Source organism: Pseudomonas sp. 2822-17 (assembly GCF_002742485.1).
In the GTDB taxonomy this organism is placed as follows: Bacteria; Pseudomonadota; Gammaproteobacteria; order Pseudomonadales; family Pseudomonadaceae; genus Aquipseudomonas; species Aquipseudomonas cyclaminis.
The window spans coordinates 286,433-302,267 of sequence record NZ_LJRZ01000500.1; the positions used below are offsets into that span (position 1 = coordinate 286,433).

Genomic DNA, 15,835 nt, shown 5'->3' on the forward strand with positions numbered 1-15,835 from the left:
GGGGTTATGCTCCAGGCTCACAAACACAACAGGACTACGCGTGACTCCACTGCACACACTTTGGCTGACAGAAACCGTGCGCCTGCGCGAAGAACACGCAGGCCCGCTGGAAGACCTGGAAGCCAACCGCCTGGCCCGCACGGCCGGGGGCGACCTGCCGACACGTATCCAGCAGCGCGCCTTGCACCTGGCCGAACGCGATGGGCTAGCGGCGGCCCTCACCCGCTGGCTGCAAGGTGCGCGTCTGGCGCTGGTGCTGCTGGCAATCGTCGCGGTCATCAGCGGCGCAGGGCTGGCGTTTGCTGCACTGGGCAACGGCCTGACCCCGGTGAATGTGTTCTGGGCCCTGGGCAGCCTGCTTGGCTTGAACCTGATCCTGCTGATCAGTTGGGCGTTAGGCCTGCTGTTTGCCGGTGAGCACAGTGCAAGCCTCGGGCGACTATGGTTGTGGCTCAGCGAAAAATTCGCCCGTGATGCCAAAGCCGCCCAACTGGCACCAGCACTGTTACTGCTACTGCAACGGCAGAAACTCAATCGCTGGGCCGTAGGCGTGCTGGTCAACAGTCTATGGTTGCTGGCGTTGCTCAGCGCCATGGTGATTCTGCTTACGCTACTCGCTACCCGCCGCTACGGCTTCGTGTGGGAAACCACCATTCTCGGTGCCGACACCTTTGTCGCCGTCACCCAGGCAATCGGCACCTTGCCTGCTCTGTTGGGCTTCAATGTGCCGACCGTCGAGATGATCCGCGCCAGCGGCGACTCCGCCCTGAATATCGAAAGCGCCCGCCAAGCCTGGGCCGCCTGGCTGGTCGGCGTGCTGCTGGTCTATGGCCTGCTGCCCCGCCTGATCCTCGCGTTGCTGTGCCTGTGGCGCTGGAAACGCGGGCGCACAGCCTTGCGCCTGGACCTGAACCTGCCGGGCTACAGCCAACTGCGCGAGCGTCTGATGCCGAGCAGCGAACGCCTTGGGGTCAACGATGCCGCGCCCGAACAATTGCACCACGTCACCGGTGGCGTCAGTGAACTGGAAAGCGACGGCGCCCTGCTGGTGGCCATCGAACTGGACGACCAGCACCCCTGGCCGCCCAAGCTGCCGGCCCAGGTGAAAAACGCCGGCATCCTCGATAGCCGTGAGTCGCGCAACAAGCTGCTGGAACAGCTCACCCGCTTCCCGCCCGCACGCCTGGCCATCGCCTGCGACCCGCGCCGTTCGCCGGATCGCGGCAGCCTGGCGCTGATCGCCGAACTCGCCCGCAGTGCCGCAGCCACCCGCGTCTGGTTGCTGCAAGCACCGCCGGGCCAGGCGCTGGATGCCGAACGCCTGGGCGATTGGCACACCGCGTTGCAACAGCTGGAGCTGCCCTTCGCCGACTGCGCGCCGCTGAACTGGCTGGAGACCGGTCATGACTAAACCGCTGAAACTCGCCGTGGTCGGCCACACCAATGTCGGCAAGACCTCGTTGCTGCGCACCCTCACGCGTGATGTTGGCTTCGGTGAAGTCTCCCATCGCCCCAGCACGACACGGCATGTGGAAGGCGCACGCCTGTCGGTGGACGGCGAAGCCTTGCTGGAGCTGTACGACACACCCGGCCTGGAAGACGCCATCGCGCTGCTCGATTACCTGGAACGCCTGGATCGCCCCGGCGAACGCCTCGATGGGCCGGCCCGCCTGACGCGCTTCCTGGAAGGCAGCGAAGCGCGCCAGCGTTTCGAACAGGAAGCCAAGGTGCTGCGCCAACTGCTGGCCTCCGATGCCGGCTTGTATGTGATCGACGCCCGCGAGCCGGTGCTGGCCAAGTACCGCGACGAGCTACAAGTGCTGGCCAGTTGCGGCAAGCCGTTGCTGCCCGTGCTCAATTTCGTCAGCAGCAGCGAGCACCGCGAGCCAGACTGGCGCGAAGCCCTGGCCCGCCTTGGCCTGCATGCGCTGGTGCGTTTTGACAGTGTCGCGCCGCCGGAAGACGGCGAGCGTCGTCTGTATGAAAGCCTGGCCCTGCTGCTGGAAAACGCACGGCCGCAATTGGAACGGCTGATCCTGGATCAGCAAGCCCAACGCAAGGCCCGCCAGCAAAGCGCCGCTCGTTTGATCGCCGAATTATTGATCGATTGCGCCGCGTGCCGGCGCAGCGTGGTCACCGAAGATGAGCAGCAAGCCATCGGCGAGTTGCGCAAGGCCGTGCGCCAGCGCGAACAAAAATGCGTGGAAGCCCTGCTCAAACTGTTTGGTTTCCGCCCACAAGATGCAGCCGCCAGCGACTTGCCGTTGCTGGATGGGCGCTGGGGCGATGACCTGTTCAACCCGGAAACCCTCAAGCAACTCGGCGTGCGCGTCGGTGGCGGGATCGCTGCCGGTGCGGCGGCGGGTGCCGGGGTGGATCTGCTGGTCGGCGGGCTGACACTGGGCGCCGCCGCCCTGGCCGGCGCCATCGCCGGCGGCGCGCTGCAAACCGCGCGCAGCTATGGCAGTCGCCTGCTGGGCAAGATCAAGGGCCACCGCGAGTTGACCGTCGACGACAGCGTGCTGCGCCTGCTGGCCCTGCGCCAACGCCAGCTACTCAAGGCGCTGGACCTGCGCGGCCATGCGGCGATGCACAGCATCAAGGTCGACACGCCCCAGGACAAAACCTGGCGCGAAGGCAAGTTGCCGGACGCGCTGCACAAAGCCCGCGCACACCCGCAATGGTCGTCGCTCAACCCCAACGCCAGGCTGAGCCAGGCCGAGCGCCAGGAGCAGGTCGAAGCCTTGGCTCAGCGGTTGGACGAATCCTGATCAACCAGTAGCTGCAGGGCCTTGGCTTTGAGCACCTCAAGGTCCAGCAGCGCTACATGCATCTCCTTGGCCTGCTCGTCCCAGTGGCGCATGCGCACACTCACTGCGCACAACGGGTCTTGCTCAAAGGCTTGGGTTTCCTCGGCGGTCATCACGCCACCCTGGTAGGCCAAGGTACGACGGCTGGCTTCGCTCAGGCGCGCGTAGTAGTCCGGCTGGCTGAAGGTCAGGTAGCGCTTGGCCTGCACGTGAGACTCCACCAACGTGGCCATGCGCTCGCTGAACCCCGCCCGACGCAAATAATCCGCCCCCAGCCGTTCATGGCTGACCACGCCATAACCCCCCATGTTTTCCTCGCCCTGGCCGCAGAGATGCCCGATGTCGTGGAAAAACGCCGCCAGCACCACTTCATCATCAAAGCCTTCGGCCATGGCGAGTTGAGCGGCCTGGGACATGTGCTCTATCTGCGACACCGGCTCGCCGATGTAATCCGCCGCGCCGTGCCGCTCATACAAGCCGAAGACCTCGGCGATCACCTGTTCCCGGCTCATCACGCCGGCCCCCATAACGTGCGGATATTGCGCTCGGCCATTGCCGGCCCCACGCTCATGCCCACACCGGTGTGCATCAACGCTGCACTCACGCCTGGTGCCACGCGCAGGAATGAAAACGGCCCCGGCCCCCGCGAGCCGTACACACCCTGCCAACGCTCCACCACTTGGATATTGCAACCGAGGGTCTGCTCGGCCAATTCGATCATCCAGTCATCGACCTGTTCGGCGTTGAACGGTGACGCATCGCTGCCGTAGTCGTGGGAATCACCGATGATCAGTTCGCCATGAGGCGTCGGGCTGATCAGCAGGTGAATACCGTGCTCATGCAGGTAAGGGGCTTCGCGCAGGATTTGTGCCTGGACTGGCGCGGCTTCTGGCAAGTCGGCGAAAGCGCCGTAATGCACGCAGCTCAAACCGGTGAGCAAGGCGTGTTGCAGGTTCAGATTCACCGCGGGCCGCGCACGGAGCATTTGCAGGCGGCAGATGCTCGGGTTGAGTTCGGCGATCGATTCGGCCAGCAGGGTTTGGTAATCGTGGCCGGAGCAGACGATGATCTGCTCGCCGCGAAAGCTCCCCGCCGTGCTGTGGAGTTGGCCTGGCTCTATGTCGCGCACCAGGGTTGAAAAGTGAAACTCCACCTTCAATTCCTGAGCCAGGTAGTTGATCAGCGCCGGGATCGCCTCGCGGGAATACAGCTGCTGATCGTCCTTGCCGTGCAGCGCGGCGCGGTGATGGCGAAACTGGCCGCCATACAGGTCCTTCATCGCCGCGCCTTGCAGCAGTTCGACGTTGTAGCCGTGCTCTTGTGCACGCCCCTCACAGAAGGCTTCCAACAAGTGTTCTTCGGCTTCGGTGCGGGCAAACAGATACGAGCCATTGCGCTTGAGTTGCAGGCCGGCAACTTGTGCCCAGTGGCCCCAGATCTCGCGGCTTTCCCGCGCCAGGTCGAGCATCGGGCCCGGTGGTTGGCCGGTGACCAGGGCCTGGCCGAAGTTGCGCACCGAAGCGCCCAACGGCGTGGCGCTGCGCTCGAACACCTTGACCTTGAGGCCGCGCTTGGCGGCCGCATAGGCGTGGGACAGGCCGAGGATGCCGGCGCCGATGATCAGTAGTTGTGTCATGAAGTGATGTCCTGTTTTCAAGGCCGCCATCGGGGGCAAGTCGAATCGTCGCACCGCCCCTCCCACATTTGATCTGGTGGGAGGGGGCTTGCCCTCGATGTGGCCATCAGCCCTAACGAAAACTTACTGAGCAGCCACCTTCTCCGACTTCCCGTCATACCGCTTGCGCCATTCCGTCAGGATGCTGTCGCGGTTCTTCGATGCCCAGCCAAAGTCATTCTTGATCAGACGCTGCTCATAGTCCGCCGGCAATTCGGTCTGCGGCTTGGCGATACCCGGCTGGGCGAGCACGGCGAAGTTGTCCTTGTACAACTCCATCGCCGCAGGGCTGGCGGAGAAGTCGGCGAGTTTTTTCGCCGCATCGGCGTGGGCGCTGCCCTTGATCACGGCCGTGGCTTCGATGTCCCAGCCCAGGCCTTCTTTAGGCAGGATGATGTCCAGCGGCGCGCCCTGGCGCTTGAGCTGCACCGCCGGGTATTCAAACGAAATACCAATCGGGAATTCCCCCGAAGCGGCCAGCTTGCACGGCTTGGAACCGGAGTGAACGTACTGGCCGATGTTCTGGTGCAGGTCGTCCATGTACTGCCAGCCCTGCTTCTCGCCGAAGGTCTGCAGCCACGCGCTGACGTCCAGAAAGCCCGTGCCGGAAGAAGCCGGGTTGGGCATGACGATCTTGCCCTTGTACTCGGGCTTGGTCAGGTCTTGCCAGCTCACTGGTTTGCTCAGGCCTTGTTTCTCGGCTTCGACGGTGTTGAAGCAAATCGTCGCGGCCCACACGTCCATGCCGACCCAGGCCGGTGGGTTGGCGGCGTCGCGGTAGTTTTTGCCGATCTTGTCCAGGTCTTTCGGTGCGTAATTGTCGAGCATGCCCTGCTGATCGAGGATCGCCAGGCTGGAGGCCGCCAGGCCCCACACCACGTCGGCTTGCGGGCGGTCTTTCTCGGCCAGCAGCTTGGCGGTGATGATGCCGGTGGAGTCGCGGACCCACTTGATCTCAACATCAGGGTTGGCTTGCTCGAAGGCCTTTTTGTAGGTCTTCAACTGCTCGGCTTCGAGGGCCGTGTACACGGTCAGCTCGGTCTTGGCGAAGGCATTCAGGCTGAATGCAGTGAGTACGGCAGCGACCAGCGCCAGGGGCTTGAACATGGAACACCTCCTTCAGGGATTATTGGCCGGGCGCGGTCTGGCGCCAGGCTTGGGAGCGGCGCAACGCGCCACGTGAGGCCCACGCCAGCAGCAGCGAGACGCTGGCCGAGGTGAACAGGATCAAGGTCGACATGGCCGCCGCGCCGCCCACATTGCCGGCGTCGTCCATGTTCAGCACGGCGACGGCGGCGAGAATGGTGTCGGGGCTGTAGAGGAAGATCGCGGCGGACACGGTGGTCATCGCCGAGACAAACAGGTAGCGCACGATGTCCAGCAACGCCGGCAGGCAGATCGGCACCGTGACGCGCAGGTAATGGCGGTACAGCGGCGCCTTGAGCGACAGCGCAGCGGCTTCAAACTCAGCGTCCAACTGGCGCAGTGCGGTGGTGGCAGTCATCTGTGCAGTGGTCAGATAGTGCGCAATGGTGCACACCACCAGCAGGGTCATGGAGCCGTAGAACACATGCAGCGGGTTGCCGTTGAGGTTGAAGAAAAACACGTAGCCCAGGCCCAGCACCAAGCCCGGCACGGCCATCGGCACAAAGCTGAGCAGGCGCAGCGCCAGGTTCAAACCCTTCTGGCCTTTGGTTTTTTCCATCAGGTAGGCGCCGGTGAAGATCAGCACGCTGCCGATCAGTGCCGTGCACAGGGCCATGGCCAGGCTGTTGCGATAGGCCAGCCAGCCGCCACCCGCCGTGTCTTCAAACTGATAGTGATTGAGCGACAGCGACAGGTTGTACGGCCAGAATTTCACCAGCGAGGAATACACCGCCATGCCGAACACCAGCAGCAATACGGCGCAGATCAATAGGACGATGGCCAGGTAGCAGCCATCCCTCAGCCGCGATGGCGCCGGCCGGAACACCTGGGCGCGACCGCTCATGGAATCGCCATGACGCCGGCGCAACCAGGCATCCACGCCAAAGCTGAACAGCGCTGGCAGCAACAGCACCATACCGATCAAGGCGCCGCGACCAAATTGTTGCTGGCCGACCACCGCTTTGTAGGCTTCCAGCGCCAGCACCTGATAATCACCGCCAACCACCACGGGCACGCCGAAGTCGGTGATGGTCAGGGTGAACACCAGACAGAACGCGGCGAACACCGCCTGGCGCGTAGCTGGCCAGGTGATGCTGCGAAATGCCCGGGCGGGGCTGGCGCCCATGCTGGAGGCCGCGTCGAACAGCCGCGCATCGGCCAAGGAGAGCGCCGAGAGCAGAATCATCAGCGCATGTGGGAAGGTGTAGATCACCTCCCCCAGAACAATCCCCCAGAACCCGTAGATATTCTCCGAGAGCAGCCCGCGCAACATGCCCTGGTTGCCGAACAGGTAAACCAACGCAATCCCCGGCAGCATCGAAGGCGCCATCAGCGGCAGCAGCGACAGGCCACGCCAGATCGCTTTGCCCGGAATCAACGTGCGTTGCAGGGCGTAGGCAAACAGATAGGCCAGCGGTACGACAATCGCCGCAACGCTGAGAGAGACTTTCAGGCTATTGCCCAGCAGCCAATGGAAGTTGACGCTGGTGAGCAATTCCCGCGCAGCCACCAGCCCGCCACCTTGCCCGGCCTCGCTGCTAAAGCCACGCCAGAAGATCGCCAGCAATGGCATCAACACCGCAACGCCGAGTAAAAGCAGCCATAGCAGTTTGCCGCCGAGCACGAAGAAGCGGTCGCCGATTTCGGCACGGGATATCTGACGCGGCAGGGTCATAACAGCGGCCATCTCAGGCAAACACCTGCAGGCTGCGTGGTGGCAAGGCCACCCAGATATCCTGGGCGCCCAGGCGCGGCATGGCTTCCGGGGCCAGTTCGGCCAGCAGCGGATGGCCGGGCAACTGCTCCAGCTCAAAGCTCATGCGGCAGCGGTTGCCGAGGAAGGTGATCTCGCGGACCTTGGCCGGGAACAGGTTTTCCTCGTGCACAGGCGGATTGACGCTGATGGCTTCCGGACGACAGAACAGGCGACCGGACCTGGCCGCGCCGGCATCGTCGGCCAGGCGCATGTTCATCCCGCCGACCTGGGCATGGCTCACGCTGTTACGGCTGAAGGGCAGCCAATTGCCCTGGCCGACAAACTCCGCCACGAACGGCGTGGCCGGGCGGTCGTAAATCTCCTGGGGCGTGGCGTATTGCTCGACCTTGCCGTTGTTCATCACGGCAATGCGGTCGGCCATCAACATGGCTTCGTCCTGGTTGTGGGTGACCATCAATGTGGTAATGCCCAGGCGTCGTTGCAGTTGGCGCAACTCGGTGCACAGGTGCTCGCGTACGCGGGCGTCGAGGGCGGACATGGGTTCGTCCAGCAGCAGCAACGAAGGCGCCGGCGCCAAGGCACGGGCCAGGGCCACGCGCTGCTGTTGGCCGCCGGAGAGCTGGCCGGGGTATTTCTTCTCGCTGCCCACCAGACCGACCAGTTCGAGCATCTGCCCAACACGCTGGCGCACTTCATCACGGCCGCTGCCGGTGAGGCCGTAGCCGATGTTCGCTTCGATGGTCAGGTTGGGAAACAGCGCGTAGGACTGGAACAAAATGCCGTAGTCCCGTGCCTGGGGCGGCAGCAGGGAAACGTCACGATCACCCAGGTAAAGTTCACCACTGTCCTGACGCTCCAGGCCGGCGATGCAACGCAGCAGGGTGGTCTTGCCGCAGCCGGACGGACCCAGCAGGCACACCAGCTCACCAGCGGCGACGTCCAAGGACACGTGGTCCAACGCGGTAAAGGCGCCGAAGCGTTTCTGGATACCGCGCACCTTCATGGGCGCGCCGGGTTGGGTCAGGGCTGTGTGCATGGTGGCACCTCATCGAACGGATGAAGGCCATGCTAGGAGGGCAATGCGTCGCTCGTGTGGCAGGAAGGCAAAACGTGGCGATAGTGGTATTGGTGGATTTGGGTAGGGGTCATATAGGTGTGGTGTCTGGACTACTGCTATTGGGGGGCAAGCCCCCGATGAGGCCCTGAAAGCCGCCACAAAATCTCAGATCGGCGACATTTCCTGCGCCAACCCCAGAAACGCCGCCGGCAGCCGCGCGCCTTTGCGCTCCTTGAGGCAGTACAAATACTCCGGAATCTGCGGCGCATTTTCGATGGTCAGTACCCGCAGTTGCGGGTCATGGGGCACTTCCTGGCGGGCGATGATGCTGATGCCGATACTGCGCAGCACTGCCTCCCGGATGGACTCGCGGCTGCCGATTTCCAACAGTGGGCCGTAACTTACGCCGGCGCCTTGGAGCATTTCTTCCGTCAGCCTGCGTGTAGTGGAGCCCGCTTCTCGCATCAACAAGGTGTGCCCGGCCAGGGCGGTCAGTGGCACATGATCAAGCTTGGCCAAGGGATGATTGCGATGCACCGCCAGCACCAGGGGGTCGGTGCCGAGTACGCGGCGGATCAAGCGCGGGTCTTCCAGCAACTGGGAGGAAGCGGCCACGTCGACACGGTACTCATCCAATGCTTCAAGCACCTGCTGGGAGTTGCCGATGTCCACTGACACTTCCACATGGGGCAAGCGTTCGCGAAAGGCTTTGACCAGATCGAGGATGTAATACGGCGCCGTCGCAGCTATGCGCAAGGCGCCCTGGAGTTGGCCGCTGTTGCGCAGGAAGAACTCGATGTCCGCTTCCTGTTGCAACAGCGCCTTGACCATCGGCAGCAACCGCGCGCCATCGTCGCTGACCGTGAGGCGGCGGCCACCGCGATAGAACAGCTCCACGCCATACTGGCTTTCCAGGTTGCGGATCTGGGTGGTCACGGTGGGCTGGCTCAGGCCGAGTTTTTTCGCCGCCTGGGTAATGCTGCCCAGGCGGGCGACCATAAAAAACGCCTTCAGCTCAGCACTCAGCACACCGCCCTCTCATCGTTTATTTGCGCAGCAGGCGCAGGCCATTGAACACCACCAGCAGGCTCACGCCCATATCCGCAAACACCGCCATCCACATGGTGGCCATGCCCAGGAAGGTGACTGCGAGGAAGATCGCCTTGATCACCAGCGCCAGGGCGATGTTCTGCTTGAGGATACTCGACGTTTGCCGCGACAAACGAATGAATGCCGGGATCTTGCGCAAATCATCGTCCATCAGCGCCACGTCGGCGGTCTCGATGGCGGTGTCGGTGCCGGCAGCGGCCATAGCGAAACCGATCTCGGCGCGAGCCAGCGCCGGAGCGTCGTTGATGCCGTCACCGACCATGCCCACCCGACGACCTTGACCATAAAGCGCTTCGATGGCCTGCAATTTGTCGGTGGGCAGCAGATCGCCCCGGGCCTGGTCGATGCCCACCTGGGCCGCAATCGCCTGAGCGGTGTGGGTGTTGTCGCCCGTGAGCATCAGGGTCTTGATGCCCAAATCGTGCAGTTGCTGGATGGCTTCGCGGCTGCTGTCCTTGACCGTATCGGCCACGGCGAACAGTGCCAGGGGGCCGGATTTGTCGAGCAGCAACACCACGGACTTGCCCTGCTTCTCCAGGGCGAAGAGTTTCTCTTCCAGCTCGGGGGAACACAGGCCGAGGTCTTCCACCAGGCGGTGGTTGCCCAAGTGGTAGGTCTCACCGTTGATGTCGCCGCGCACACCACGACCGGCCAGGGCTGCGAAGTTATCCACAACATGCGTCGGCAGCTTTTTATCCACAGCCGCATTGGCGATTGCCAGGGACACCGGGTGGTCGGAACGCCCGGCCAAACTGGCAGCCAGGGCCGGTGCGCTGTCCGCAACGTTGGGGAACAACGCCAGGTAATCGGTTTGCACCGGTTTGCCGTGGGTGATCGTGCCGGTCTTGTCCAGCGCCAGGTAGTCGAGTTTGTAACCGCCCTCCAGGTACACGCCGCCCTTGATCAGTATGCCTTTGCGCGCCGCCGCCGCCAGGCCGCTGACGATGGTCACCGGGGTGGAGATCACCAATGCGCAGGGGCAGGCGACCACCAGCAGCACCAGGGCGCGGTAGATCCAGTCGAACCACAGGCCGGCCATGAACAGCGGCGGAATAATCGCCACGCCCAAGGCAAACAGAAAGACGGCCGGGGTGTAGATCTTCGAAAAACTATCAACGAAACGCTGGGTCGGCGCCCGTGAACCTTGCGCCTGCTCGACGGCGTGGATGATCCGCGCCAGCGTGGAGTTATTGGCCGCTGCCGTGACGCTGTATTCCAGGGAGCCCGCCTGGTTGATGGTGCCGGCGAAGACTTTATCGCCCACGGTTTTTTCAATCGGCAGGCTTTCCCCGGTGATCGGTGCCTGGTCGATGGTGGATTGCCCAGCGGTGACTTCACCGTCCAGGCCAATGCGCTCGCCGGGTTTAACCCGCACGATGGCGCCCAATTCGATACTTTTGACTTCCTGTTCAACCCAGCTTCCATCCGCCTGCTGCACCGTGGCCTGTTCCGGGGCCATCTGCATCAAGCCGCTGATGGCATTGCGCGCACGGTCCAGGGACTTGGCTTCAATCAACTCGGCCACGGTGAACAGGAACATCACCATGGCGGCTTCCGGCCACTGGCCGATCAGGATCGCGCCGGTCACAGCGATGCTCATCAAGGCGTTGATGTTCAGGTTGAGGTTTTTCAGGGCGATCCAGCCCTTTTTATAGGTAGTGAGGCCACCGCTGAAGATCGACACCAGCGCCACGATGGCTATCACCCAGGTCGGGGCCGCATCCGTGAAGTGCAGCACTTCGGCGCCCAACGCGCCGACGCCGGACAAGGCCAGCGGCCACCAGTGTTTCCTGGCAGGCGGCTCGGCGGCGGGGGTGCCCTCCTCGATCGGATCGGCCTGCATGCCCAGGGACTTGATGGCATCAATGATCGGCGCAGTGCTAGGCAGGTCGTGGGTGACGCCAAGGATGCGGTTGATCAGGTTGAATTCCAGTTGCTGCACACCGGCGAGCTTGCCCAGTTTGTTCTGGATCAGCGTTTGCTCGGTGGGACAGTCCATGGCTTCGATGCGGAAGGTGCTCAGGCGCGAGCCCGCAGTGGGCGCTTCACTCAACGTGACCACGGCAGGTGCTGCCTTGCTTGCACAGCAGGAGCCAGCATGGTTGTGCACTGGCGTCAGTTTCTGGGGACCATGGTCATGATCATGGTCGTGTTTATGCGGGGTGTGGATGGAATCGCTCATTCTGTCGCGTCCGTAAAGGTGCCTGTTGCCAAGTAAAGACCCTGTAGCCACTATAGGGTCAAGCACCCATTTGGAGATTGCTGCGATGAAGATCGGCGAATTGGCCAAACTGACCGACTGTCAGGTGGAAACCATCCGTTATTACGAGAAAGAAGGCCTGCTGCCGCCTCCGGCGCGCACCGACGCCAACTACCGGGTGTACACCCAGGCGCATACCGAGCGGCTGATCTTTATCCGCAATTGCCGCAGCCTCGACATGACCCTCGAAGAAATTCGCAGCCTGCTGGGTCTACGGGACAGTCCTCAGGACCAGTGTGAAAGTGTGAATGCGTTGATCGACGAACATATCCACCATGTGAAAGCGCGGATCGATGGGTTGTTGGCGTTGCAGGTGCAGTTGCTGGACTTGCGCCAGCGCTGCGGCGGCGGGCCGGAGTGTGGGATTTTGCAGCGGCTGGAGGTCAGCGGGAGTGTTGCGGCCAGCGAGGCTGAGCACTCACATGTGGGCAGAAGCCACGGCCATTAACTCAAGCAAACACAGTTCAAATGTGGGAGGGGGCTTGCCCCCGATGACAGAGTTTCAGCCAACCAATATTTAGCTGATCCACCGCTATCGGGGGCAAGCCCCCTCCCACACAAAAGCCCACATCTGAAGACGAAGGTGGGCTCTAGATAGCCACGTCGGCCTTGATGCTTGGGTCGGCGTCGTAACCCACAATCTCGAAGTCTTCGAACTTGTAGTCGTAGATCGACGCAGGCTTACGCTTGATCACCAACTCCGGCAGCTTCTTCGGCGTACGCGCCAGCTGAGTGCGGATTTGTTCCATATGGTTGCTATAGGCATGGGTATCGCCAGTGGTGACGATGATCTCATGAGGGATCAAGTCGCACTGTTGGGCCAGCATGTGGGTCAGCAGCGCCAGCGCAGCAGTGTTGTACGGCAGGCCGAGGAATACGTCGGAGCTGCGGATGTACAACTGCATCGACAGATGGCCGTCATGCACGAATGCCTGGTACAGCAGGTGGCAAGGTGGCAGGGCTTGTTTGCCGTCACGCGCGTTTTCCTGGGGGCTCTTGGTTTCGTCGGGCAGGTACTCGACGTTCCAGCCGTGGAACAGGATGCGGCGGCTGTTGGGGTTGGTCTTGAGCGTGTGGACCATGTAGTCGATCTGGTTGATCGTGCCACCGTCCTTGGTTGGCCAGGCGGTCCATTGCTCGCCGTAGACCGGGCCCAGGTCGCCGTCTTCGGTGGCCCATTCGTCCCAGATCTTCACGCCGTTTTCGTTGAGCCACTTGATATTGGTGTTGCCGCTCAACATCCAGATCAGCTCGTTGGCGATGCTTTTGAAGTGAAGCTTCTTGGTGGTCAGCAGCGGGAAGCCGTCGGCCAAGTTATGCCGATACTGACGGGCGAACACAGCCTTGGTGCCGGTGCCGGTGCGATCGCCCTTGGTCAGGCCATTGGTCACGACGTCGTTCAGTAGTTCGAGATATTGCTTCATGTAAGTACCCGTATCGTTGAAGTCGGGGCCCGCGCAGGCCCCGGCATTCGAATTTAAAGCGCAGCGTTCTTCAGCGGCTGCGGGCGATTGTACGCCCACCACAGCAGGCCGAGGCCGACCAGGATCATTGGAACACTGAGCACCTGGCCCATGGTCAACCAGCCCCATGCCAGGTAGCCCAACTGCGCATCCGGCACGCGCACGAATTCGACGATGAAACGGAAGATCCCGTAAAACAGCGCGAACATGCCGGAAACGGCCATGGTTGGGCGGGGTTTACGCGAGAAAATGTACAAAATGAGGAACAGTGCCACGCCTTCCAGCGCGAACTGGTACAGCTGCGACGGGTGACGCGGCAGTTGCGCAGGATCGCTGAACGGCGGGAACACCATGGCCCACGGCACGTCGGTCGGCTTGCCCCACAGCTCAGCGTTGATGAAGTTACCGATGCGCCCGGCGCCCAGGCCGATCGGCACCAGCGGCGCGACGAAATCCATCAGTTGGAAGAATGACTTGCCATTGCGCCGGCCAAACCACCAGGCGGCGATCATCACGCCGATAAACCCACCGTGGAACGCCATGCCGCCCTTCCACACTTCGAAAATCAGTGTCGGGTTGGCGAGGTAGGCGGACAGATCGTAGAACAGCACATACCCAAGACGCCCGCCCACGATGACCCCCATCGACAGCCAGAAGACCATATCGGAGAGTTTTTCCTTGGTCCAGGTCGGGTCGAAACGGTTCAGGCGCCGGGAGGCCAGCAGCCAGGCGCCGCCGATGCCGATCAGGTACATCAACCCGTACCAGTGGATTTTCAGCGGACCGATGGCCAGGGCCACCGGGTCGATCTGCGGGTAAGGCAGCATTGCGACTCCTCGTTAAATCATGCGTTATGGCGACCGGACCATGCCCGGACGCGATTAAGTCTGCGTTACAGCAAAAAATTCAAACCCACGCAAAACAGCAGGCCGGCGAACAACCGCTTGAGCAAGCGCGGCGACAACCGATGCGCCAGGCGTGCGCCGAAGCGGGCAAACACCATGCTGGTCAGGGCAATGCCCAGCAGCGCCGGCAAATACACGAACCCTAGACTATGCGCGGGCAGCAGCGGGTCATGCCAGCCCAGAATCATGAAACTTAATGCACTGGCCAAGGCAATCGGCAGGCCACAGGCCGAAGATGTGGCCACCGCCTGCTGCATCGGCACGCTGCGCCAGGTCAGGAACGGCACGGTCAGCGAACCGCCACCAATCCCGAATATCGCCGACGCCCAGCCAATCACCGTGCCTGCAAGCGTCAGGCCGACTTTACCGGGCACCGTCCGGCTGGCCTTGGGCTTGACCTCCAGGGCCAGTTGTACGGCGATGATCAGCGCGAACACGCCAATGATCTTCTGCAAATGCGGGCCGGAAATCGCCTCGGCAGTCAGTGCGCCAAAACCAGCTCCGATGAGGATGCCAACGGTCATCCACACAAAAATCGGCCAACGCACCGCGCCACGTCGGTGGTGCTCACGCACGGCATTGACCGAGGTAAAGATGATCGTTGCCAGGGACGTGCCCACGGCCAGGTGCGTCAACACCTGCGGGTCGAAGCCCTGCAAGGTGAAGCTGAACACCAGCACCGGCACGATAATGATCCCGCCGCCCACGCCAAACAGCCCGGCGAGCACGCCCGCGCAGGCGCCCAGCAGCAAATACAGCAGAAATTCCATGGGAGCCCCCGAAGCAAGTCCGGCATGTTAACGGATGGAAGGCATGCGGCCCAACTGGATACGATGGAACACCGCTGCTGGTGTGGGTACAGTGGCAAAAAAACACAAAAGGGAATCGCCTGATGTGCCTGATTGTTTTCGCCTGGCGGCCGGGCCACGCCCAACCGCTGATCGTCGCGGCCAACCGTGACGAGTTCTACGCCCGCCCCAGCCTGCGGCTGGCCCAGTGGTCGGATGTGCCCGAAGTCTATGCCGGTCGCGATCAGGAAGCGGGCGGTACCTGGCTGGGAGTGAACGCCGATGGGCGATTTGCGGCCCTGACCAATATCCGTGATCCCCACCAGCCGCCGGCACGTAAGTCACGCGGGGAGCTGGTGGCGCGGTTTCTCAGTGGTTCGCTGCCCATTGATCAGTATTTGGCCGACGTTAATGGCCGTTCGATTGAATATGCCGGGTTTAACCTGCTGGTGGGCACGCGGGATGAGCTGTGGCATTACAACGCCAACCAGACCAGGCCCACACGATTGGAGGCTGGCGTGTACGGCTTATCCAACGCCGGCCTGGATACGCCGTGGCCAAAGTTGCTCAAAGCCAAGAAGGCGTTGAGCGCGGTATTGGATGATCCACAGCCGGAAGCCTTGTTGGGGATTTTGAGTGATCCTCAAACGGCGCCGTTTGCAGACCTGCCAGATACCGGAGTGGGCTTGGCGACGGAAAGTCTTTTATCCAGCGTGTTTATTGCCAGCCCAAGTTATGGGACGCGGGCGAGTACGGCGCTGATTGTAAATGCCAACGGGACGCGGCAGATAGTGGAGCGTAGTTTTGGGCCGCATGGTGGCCGACTTGGCGAGGTCGAACTGAAGATTTAGCGGTGCTTGAGCGAGCGCTATCGCGGGCAAGCCCGGCTCCCACAGTTGAAATG

General features: G+C 62.4%; 14 protein-coding genes. 4 read left to right on the forward strand and 10 right to left on the reverse strand.

Annotated features, from left to right (window positions below; translation table 11 throughout):
• Positions 1-40 precede the first annotated feature (40 nt).
• Positions 41-1,411 carry a DUF2868 domain-containing protein gene (locus tag AOA60_RS19775; protein ID WP_099585876.1) on the forward strand — a complete coding sequence of 457 codons (1,371 nt, stop codon included), beginning with the start codon at positions 41-43 and terminating at the stop codon, positions 1,409-1,411.
• The gene (locus AOA60_RS19780; protein WP_099585877.1) at positions 1,404-2,771 is read left to right on the forward strand and encodes a DUF3482 domain-containing protein; all 1,368 of its coding nucleotides are present in this window, start codon (positions 1,404-1,406) and stop codon (positions 2,769-2,771) included. The genes AOA60_RS19775 and AOA60_RS19780 overlap by 8 nt, the downstream gene beginning before the upstream one ends.
• On the opposite strand, the gene AOA60_RS19785 is transcribed toward AOA60_RS19780, so the two are convergent.
• The 7 genes from AOA60_RS19785 to AOA60_RS19815 form a co-directional block, all read right to left on the reverse strand.
• Positions 2,750-3,322 (reverse strand): phosphonate degradation HD-domain oxygenase, encoded by a 573-nt coding sequence (locus tag AOA60_RS19785; RefSeq protein WP_099586238.1) that lies wholly within the window; start codon positions 3,320-3,322, stop codon positions 2,750-2,752. The genes AOA60_RS19780 and AOA60_RS19785 overlap by 22 nt on opposite strands.
• The gene (locus AOA60_RS19790) at positions 3,322-4,446 is read right to left on the reverse strand and encodes a TIGR03364 family FAD-dependent oxidoreductase (RefSeq protein ID WP_099585878.1); all 1,125 of its coding nucleotides are present in this window, start codon (positions 4,444-4,446) and stop codon (positions 3,322-3,324) included. The genes AOA60_RS19785 and AOA60_RS19790 overlap by 1 nt, the downstream gene beginning before the upstream one ends.
• 123 nt (positions 4,447-4,569) lie before the next feature.
• Positions 4,570-5,592: a putative 2-aminoethylphosphonate ABC transporter substrate-binding protein gene (locus AOA60_RS19795; RefSeq protein ID WP_099585879.1), complete on the reverse strand. Its 1,023-nt coding sequence runs from the start codon at positions 5,590-5,592 to the stop codon at positions 4,570-4,572.
• 19 nt (positions 5,593-5,611) lie between these two features.
• Entirely contained in the window at positions 5,612-7,318 is a 1,707-nt protein-coding gene (locus AOA60_RS19800) for a putative 2-aminoethylphosphonate ABC transporter permease subunit (RefSeq protein WP_099585880.1), read from the reverse strand.
• A gap of 1 nt (position 7,319) precedes the next feature.
• Positions 7,320-8,384, reverse strand: a complete 1,065-nt coding sequence (locus AOA60_RS19805; protein ID WP_099585881.1) for a putative 2-aminoethylphosphonate ABC transporter ATP-binding protein — start codon at positions 8,382-8,384, stop codon at positions 7,320-7,322.
• Positions 8,385-8,570: 186 nt separating this feature from the next.
• Positions 8,571-9,434, reverse strand: coding sequence for a LysR family transcriptional regulator (locus AOA60_RS19810; protein ID WP_099585882.1), 864 nt, complete (start codon positions 9,432-9,434; stop codon positions 8,571-8,573).
• A gap of 16 nt (positions 9,435-9,450) precedes the next feature.
• Positions 9,451-11,697 (reverse strand): heavy metal translocating P-type ATPase, encoded by a 2,247-nt coding sequence (locus tag AOA60_RS19815; protein WP_099585883.1) that lies wholly within the window; start codon positions 11,695-11,697, stop codon positions 9,451-9,453.
• A gap of 85 nt (positions 11,698-11,782) precedes the next feature.
• Here AOA60_RS19815 and cadR point away from each other — a divergent pair, with 85 nt between their 5' ends.
• On the forward strand, positions 11,783-12,223 hold the full coding sequence (gene cadR, locus AOA60_RS19820; protein ID WP_099585884.1) for a Cd(II)/Pb(II)-responsive transcriptional regulator: 441 nt from the start codon (positions 11,783-11,785) through the stop codon (positions 12,221-12,223).
• A 142-nt stretch (positions 12,224-12,365) separates the two neighbouring features.
• On the opposite strand, the gene AOA60_RS19825 is transcribed toward cadR, so the two are convergent.
• The 3 genes from AOA60_RS19825 to AOA60_RS19835 form a co-directional block, all read right to left on the reverse strand.
• The gene (locus tag AOA60_RS19825; RefSeq protein WP_099585885.1) at positions 12,366-13,199 is read right to left on the reverse strand and encodes a thymidylate synthase; all 834 of its coding nucleotides are present in this window, start codon (positions 13,197-13,199) and stop codon (positions 12,366-12,368) included.
• Between the two features lie 53 nt (positions 13,200-13,252).
• Positions 13,253-14,065 (reverse strand): prolipoprotein diacylglyceryl transferase, encoded by an 813-nt coding sequence (lgt, locus tag AOA60_RS19830; RefSeq protein WP_099585886.1) that lies wholly within the window; start codon positions 14,063-14,065, stop codon positions 13,253-13,255.
• Positions 14,066-14,130: 65 nt separating this feature from the next.
• The gene (locus tag AOA60_RS19835) at positions 14,131-14,913 is read right to left on the reverse strand and encodes a sulfite exporter TauE/SafE family protein (RefSeq protein ID WP_032884198.1); all 783 of its coding nucleotides are present in this window, start codon (positions 14,911-14,913) and stop codon (positions 14,131-14,133) included.
• Between the two features lie 122 nt (positions 14,914-15,035).
• Here AOA60_RS19835 and AOA60_RS19840 point away from each other — a divergent pair, with 122 nt between their 5' ends.
• Complete coding sequence (locus AOA60_RS19840; protein ID WP_099585887.1) at positions 15,036-15,782, forward strand: NRDE family protein; 747 nt, start codon at positions 15,036-15,038, stop codon at positions 15,780-15,782.
• Positions 15,783-15,835: the final 53 nt, after the last annotated feature.